Raw genomic sequence first — 6,000 nt, 5'->3', positions numbered from 1 at the left:
AAAAGATGGAAGAATTATTATAAAAAACAGATAAATTTGAATATATAACCTGTAAACTTTTTTTAGGACGAGTCAATGATAAAAGCAGACAGTTTTAAACAGATTTCTTCTTCTTAAAATAACTAAGCAAAAACAATGCACCCACCAAAACAAAAGGGAAAGTTATCATTGCAATAATTAGTAAACTCATCCAAAGCGAATTATTCATGTTGAAATTATGCGTGTAGACCATTGGAGTAAATGCAAGTCCAATAACAATGAAAACAACGCCCCCAACTAATTCCCATTTCCAGGCAACTAATAAGATTGCCAATAAAATAAAGGAGGGAATCAGGTGCATTAAAAAAGCTTGAATTTGTTTCCAAATGCTTAATTCTGGTTGAAAAGCATCAAGAGCAAACAAGCTCACGAAAGCAATAGCTAATAAACAGAGTATGCGGGGTGCCCAATGATAAAATTTGATAATTTTTGACATGGCTTTTTTACGGAAATACGGTTCTTTCGAATGTAAGGTTTTTCACTCGCCAAACAAAATGCTTTTCCAAAATCCAATTCAATACCTATCTACGCTCTATTTTTCCTTAAAATAAATTAACCTCAATAAAGATGAATGAAGGCTAAAAACCATCAGCCCCAGCTAATCAGATAAACTCAGCTTAAATTAGTTTGCAAACTTTCGGTAATAATTCGCTTTTTGAGTATTCTCAAATCGAGTATAAATATTTGACAAGTAACCAGCATACACTTTCTTTTGCTCAATTTCCCAAAGTTTAGTAAAATGATCCAGTGACTTCTTAAAATCGGCATTGATGATTTTCAATTGCTTATTAAGGTGCAAGTACTGCAGGTGTGTATGATTTTTCTTATAGTCGGCCAATTCTTTTTTATATTGATTTTCCGCTTTGTGGTAGTAACGTTCTCCCAACCACTCAAGTGCTTTTACATGCGATGGATTTACCTTAATCAATGCCTCCGCTACTTCCTCAGTTGCTGAATCATCGTCCTGATCCATCACGATTTTGAAATATTTATTTAGGTATTTTTCAGTATGACGATCCTTATCAGACAATCCGGACCAGATTTCTAACGCCTTTTGCTCTTCTCCAATATTGGTATAAATGTCAAACAGGCGCGCGTTCACTTTTGCAATGCCTTCATTCTCGCTATACTTTTCACGAAAAAGTTCCAATTCTGCCAACTCTTTGCTCAATTGATTTTTACCCAAATACAAATCTGCCAGCGCCAATTGCATTTCAGGATCAGTATATCCTGCAGATTTGGCCAGACTAAACCAACTTTCTGCAAGGTCATTTCGTTCTGCCTTTACAGCCGATTTTGCAGCACGCGCAAAATTTTCTGGCGTAACCTCTTCTCCCTTCTTCAATTGTTGATCAAAGTAATTATTCCATGCTTCTGTAGCCGCAACATAGTTTCCAGCTGCTTCTTCAGTCGCTGCAACATCCTGATGCATTACGATAACTTTTGATGTACTACAGGATGCTAAAATGATCATTAAAACCAACAACCCCCAAGCTGTCTTCTGAGTGTAATATTTCATAGTTCTTTCTTTATAATTCTTAACGCACAATTTCTGCTAATTCAGTCTAATTCAGAATAAAATTGGATGATATCATTTATGGATAGACGATCAAATCAGAAGAAGCGCCAAAGATACCAAATAATTCAAGTTTGTGCCCCTTAAGGCAAAAACCATTCCAAAGCAAATCATGCAAACTGCAAAACAACGAGATTTCACATACCTCCCCTCAAACATATAACCATCAATCAAATACAGCAACCAAATCAATTGAGACACTAATTCCCTCATATTTCTTCAATTGGGAAAACTATTCTCAAAATGAAAATTAATATTCAAAATGGGAACTGACGGATTACAAATAGTATTGGAGAATCACCCAGTCAAAACAAAATCTCATGAATCCGGTTATCTTTACAACATGAAATCAGACCGGATTAAAGGATATATTTTTGCGGCGATTGCAACGATCGCTTTTTCGAATATCTACATTTTCAGCAAGGCTGCATTGAATGAGATACATCTTGCACAATTTGGTGTTTACTGGTTTTTCATCGCATTGTTACTCAATGCTGTCTGGTTGTTAAAAAAAGGGATACATCGATCGATTCTGCAGCTATCGAACAGACAATGGAGAATATTGGGAGTTCTGGGCATTTTGGAAATTTTAACCACAACCACCTTTTTCTTGTCGATCCAAATTATTCCCGATCCGGCAGTGACTTCATTTATCGGAAACCTTTACCCGGTTATCCTCACCATGATGGGCATTATCTTTTTGCGCGAACGTTTTACCTGGATCGAATCAATGGGGGGAATACTGGCATTAGTGGGCGCATTTATCATCAGCTACCAGGGAGGAACAAACTTAGCCGACCTATTCATTCCCGGAACAGGCGTTGTTTTGATTAATGCAATTTTTGCAGCAACGGCATCGCTGGTCGTTAAAATGAATATTAAAACCATGAGCCCCGAAATCATGAATACCAACCGGGCATTATGGCTATTCACCTTTTCATTGGGGATGATGTTTTTTTATAGTCAATCCTTCATTATTCCAACCAAATCACTTGCAAATATTGCAATAGGCGCAACGCTGGGGCCATTCCTGGCGGTATTAATGATCTATTATTCATTCAAATACATCGAAGTTTCAAAATCATCGATTGTGCAGAGCCTGAAAGGTGTCTTTGTATTTATCGGCAGTTTTTTATACTTCAAAACACTCCCGCTGAATCACCAAATTATAGGCGGTGGAATTACGGTTTTAGGAGTGTTGGTCATGTCACTGGCAAAAGCCAGAATGAGCAATTCCAGAAAAAGAAAAGAGATTATATAACAATCCTTATTATCAATATTGCAAGGAAATTAGGAATTGCCACTAGATACTCACCCGTTCGATATCTTTTTGTTCCATAAAAGCAATGATCTCGTCTTTAGAGATTGGCTGAGTAGCTCCATTCATCGAGGCAACCATTGCACCGGCGGCATTCCCCAACTTCAACGATTCAGCCAAAGATCGTCCTTTTAAATAACTGTGTACAAAGCCAGCAGAACAGGCATCACCGGAACCAACCGTATCAGCTAATTTCACCTTATATCCAGGGTCGTAAAAATATTCACCATCGGCAGATAGAACAAACGCACCTTTTGATCCCAAAGTAACTAATATAATTTCCAGCTTATCAAACTTCTCCAGCATTTCCTGAGCCATGTCTCGAAGCACTTCTTTCTTAAGCCCCAACATATCCTTAAGAGCAATCAATTCATCATCATTTATTTTTAGAATGTTGGTCAAATTGAGGCTTTCAGTGATTGTTTTTAAAGTATAGCAGTCTTTTCTTAAATTCACATCAAGGAACTTAATGGCTTGTGGTGCTTCAAGAATCAATTCTCTCAGCGTGTTTTTTGAAATACCATATCGCTGAATTAACGTCCCAAAACAAAGGCAATCGGCTTTTCTTGCCAGTTGAATCATTTCAGAGGTAAGCTCGATGTGATCGTATGCCACATCCTTTATAATATTAAAATCAGGAACGCCGTTCTCATCCAACTTCACCTCAACAGTTCCTGTTGGAAAAACTTCATCCGTTTGAATATTTTCTGTTGACAAGTTAAGTCCCTTCACCAGACTCAGGGCTTCGTCACCCAATTCATCATTTCCCAGGCGAGTAACCAAATAGCCTTTATCCCCAAATGAATTTATCCGAAAAATAAAATTTGCCGGAGCTCCCCCCAACACTTTGCCTGAAGGTAACAGGTCCCATAGCAACTCACCAAAAGCCAAAATAGTCTTCGCCATAATCAAAGGTTTTGAGCTCATAAATTTAAGAAGAAAATTGATAGCAAAACTGACAAAATTTAATCTCAACTCTTATTCAGGTTGCGTGTTACTTTATATTAGAAACCGGGAACAACAGAACAACTTGGTCAACCAACAAATTTCCATTAATATTGCCGCTATGAATTATTTGGCACATCTATATTTATCGGGTGAAAATGAATTGCTTAAAGTCGGTAATTTCATAGGGGATTATGTCAAAGGCAAACAGTTTGAAAACTTTGATCCGGGAATCCGGCAAGGAATTTTAATGCATCGTCAGATCGATTATTATACCGATCATCACCTCGTAGTGAAAGATTTCTCCTCTTTCTTCAGGGAGAAATTTGGCCGATATTCCGGAATATTATCAGACATCATCTTTGATCACTTTCTGGCATCAAATTGGCAAAATTACTCTGACCAAACCCTTCGCCAATTTTCAAAAAATACGCATGCCGTATTGCTTTCAAACTTTAACGTACTTCCGGCAAGGGTAAAATTATTTCTGCCTTTTCTTATTCAGCATAAACGTCTGGAGTCTTATGCTAATTTTGATGGAGTTTACCAATCGCTTAAAATCATGTCCAAACGTACAAGCCTGCCAGATCATACTGAATATGCAATGGAAGTGCTGAAAACAAACTACCGGGAGCTTCAACTACGCTTCGAACATTTTTTTGCTGATTTGCTGGATTTTGTTGAAACCAACTATGAAGTGAAAATAAAAAAGCCCGCTTAAAACGGGCAATGAATTATACGATGTGCAATTTTAGATTGCTGTTTTCAAAAAAGAATTCTTCCTCTCCAAGTGCCGGTTCCAAATCATCCAACCAAATTGCTTTTGGATCATAACGGGCAAAAAATGGTCTTCCAACCCAATCCGGGTTTCTTCCCTGAAGAAAATTAAGAACAAACACTTTCTCTCCATTTATTTTTTGCACACCCAAAATTTGGATTTTACCTGGTCCGCAGGACATTGAGGGCCCTCGAACAGTCCGGCAAACTCCACTTACCTGTTGAATTGCTTTTTGGTATATCTTCCAGGCTTCTCCCAAACTTATCGCAAAGTAATCCTGAGCACCAGTATTTCTGGCAATAAACATGTAGTATGGAATGATTCCTAAATTGACCTGCTCTTTCCACAATTTTGCCCAAATTTGAGAATCATTATTAATATTTCTCAATAGTGGAGACTGCGCCCTTATCTGCACACCAACCTTCTGCAAATTCAGTATTGCGTCTTTTACCGCTTTTGTTTCCAGCGCACGGTAATGATTAAAATGCGCCATTATGGAAATAGTAATTCCTCTCGCCTTCATCTTCTCAAACAAACGCAATAAATCATCAGCATCCTCGTCAGTAGTAAAACGATAAGGCCAATATGAAAGGGCTTTTGTTCCAATGCGGATTGTTTTCACGTGATCCAGATCCGCTTCCAAAATCGCATTAAAATAATGCTCGAAGAATTTTGTTTTCATCACAGCTGGATCGCCACCGGTAAAAAGCACATCGGTAATTTCAGGATGCTGCTTTAGATATTTAACCATCAGATCTGCCTCTTTCATAGCAAACTTAAAGCTATTCATTGCAAACTGCGGCCAGCGAAAACAAAACGTGCAGTAAGCATGGCATGTTTGTCCCTGCGATGGAAAAAACAACATGGTCTCACGATATTTATGCTGAATTCCATTTAAGCGTACACCATCCAACTCTGGAACATTACTCTCTTGTCCCGCAGGATTCGGATTCAACTTTAACCGGATATTATCAACTATTTTTTTAATGGAAACTGTGTCTGCATTATTCTTTAGAAGCTCAGCAACTTCACTAAAATGCTTTTCAGACAGCATCCCTTTTTGTGGAAAGTTTAGTATATAGAAAGGATCCTTTTCAAAGTTATCCCAATCGATCAATTCATCGATAATGTAATTGCTAACCTTGAAAGGCAAAACAGTTCCAACAACTTCAATAACAAACTTTTGATCCTCATTCAATCTTTGTTCTATCTGTGGAATTTGTCTAAAATTGTTGAGTGTGTAAGAACGATATCTCATTTCATTTAGTTTTATCGAGTTAGTACCACAAAGAGTAATAACCAATATCATGAGAAAACTGGGGTGCATCTAGCGACCACCTAAAA

General features: G+C 37.7%; 6 protein-coding genes. 2 read left to right on the top strand and 4 right to left on the bottom strand.

Annotation, left to right across the window (positions count from 1 at the left end):
* Positions 1-94 precede the first annotated feature (94 nt).
* Positions 95-475 carry a DUF7670 domain-containing protein gene (locus ACUNWD_RS17955; RefSeq protein ID WP_445589235.1) on the bottom strand — a complete coding sequence of 127 codons (381 nt, stop codon included), beginning with the start codon at positions 473-475 and terminating at the stop codon, positions 95-97.
* A gap of 186 nt (positions 476-661) precedes the next feature.
* Positions 662-1,558, bottom strand: coding sequence for a tetratricopeptide repeat protein (locus ACUNWD_RS17950; RefSeq protein WP_445589234.1), 897 nt, complete (start codon positions 1,556-1,558; stop codon positions 662-664).
* Positions 1,559-1,877: 319 nt separating this feature from the next.
* Between ACUNWD_RS17950 and ACUNWD_RS17945 the strand changes: the two genes are divergently transcribed.
* The gene (locus ACUNWD_RS17945; protein WP_445589233.1) at positions 1,878-2,876 is read left to right on the top strand and encodes a DMT family transporter; all 999 of its coding nucleotides are present in this window, start codon (positions 1,878-1,880) and stop codon (positions 2,874-2,876) included.
* 42 nt (positions 2,877-2,918) lie between these two features.
* Here the strand turns inward: ACUNWD_RS17945 and ACUNWD_RS17940 are convergent, their stop codons facing one another.
* Positions 2,919-3,839, bottom strand: coding sequence for a carbohydrate kinase family protein (locus ACUNWD_RS17940; RefSeq protein WP_445589232.1), 921 nt, complete (start codon positions 3,837-3,839; stop codon positions 2,919-2,921).
* A 160-nt stretch (positions 3,840-3,999) separates the two neighbouring features.
* On the opposite strand from ACUNWD_RS17940, the gene ACUNWD_RS17935 reads away from it, so the two are divergent.
* A complete protein-coding gene (locus tag ACUNWD_RS17935) occupies positions 4,000-4,599 on the top strand; it encodes an acyl carrier protein phosphodiesterase (protein ID WP_445589231.1) in 600 nt (199 codons plus the stop codon).
* 13 nt (positions 4,600-4,612) lie between these two features.
* Here ACUNWD_RS17935 and ACUNWD_RS17930 read toward each other — a convergent pair whose 3' ends face one another.
* A complete protein-coding gene (locus tag ACUNWD_RS17930; protein ID WP_445589230.1) occupies positions 4,613-5,914 on the bottom strand; it encodes a KamA family radical SAM protein in 1,302 nt (433 codons plus the stop codon).
* Between the last annotated feature and the right edge of the window lie 86 nt (positions 5,915-6,000).

Source organism: Sunxiuqinia sp. A32, from assembly GCF_052690465.1.
Note: the sequence above shows the minus strand (reverse complement) of the source record. Positions and strands in the feature narration are given on the sequence as shown.

Bases quoted from the DNA above. Each gene is read 5' to 3' on its own strand.
- ACUNWD_RS17950 (WP_445589234.1), bottom strand. From the start codon at position 1,558: ATGAAATATTACACTCAGAAGACAGCTTGGGGGTTGTTGGTTTTAATG.
- ACUNWD_RS17940 (WP_445589232.1), bottom strand. From the start codon at position 3,839: ATGGCGAAGACTATTTTGGCTTTTGGTGAGTTGCTATGGGACCTGTTA.
- ACUNWD_RS17935 (WP_445589231.1), top strand. From the start codon at position 4,000: ATGAATTATTTGGCACATCTATATTTATCGGGTGAAAATGAATTGCTT.
- ACUNWD_RS17945 (WP_445589233.1), top strand. From the start codon at position 1,878: ATGGGAACTGACGGATTACAAATAGTATTGGAGAATCACCCAGTCAAA.
- ACUNWD_RS17955 (WP_445589235.1), bottom strand. From the start codon at position 475: ATGTCAAAAATTATCAAATTTTATCATTGGGCACCCCGCATACTCTGT.
- ACUNWD_RS17930 (WP_445589230.1), bottom strand. From the start codon at position 5,914: ATGAGATATCGTTCTTACACACTCAACAATTTTAGACAAATTCCACAG.